Annotated in this window: 1 rRNA gene; it reads right to left on the bottom strand. The window is 56.1% G+C overall.

Annotation, left to right across the window (positions count from 1 at the left end):
- Window positions 1-358 (bottom strand): 23S ribosomal RNA (locus AC54T3_RS17485); the annotation flags it as partial.

The raw sequence follows: 358 nt of genomic DNA, 5'->3' as shown, positions 1-358 counted from the left end.
ACGCCCACGGCAGATAGGGACCGAACTGTCTCACGACGTTCTAAACCCAGCTCGCGTACCACTTTAAATGGCGAACAGCCATACCCTTGGGACCGACTTCAGCCCCAGGATGTGATGAGCCGACATCGAGGTGCCAAACACCGCCGTCGATGTGAACTCTTGGGCGGTATCAGCCTGTTATCCCCGGAGTACCTTTTATCCGTTGAGCGATGGCCCTTCCATACAGAACCACCGGATCACTAGAACCTGCTTTCGCACCTGCTCGACGTGTCTGTCTCGCAGTCAAGCACCCTTATGCTCTTGCACTCATTGCACGATGTCCGACCGTGCTGAGGGTACCTTCGTGCTCCTCCGTTAC

The organism is Halochromatium sp. NSM3 (assembly GCF_059621085.1).
Note: the sequence above shows the minus strand (reverse complement) of the source record. Positions and strands in the feature narration are given on the sequence as shown.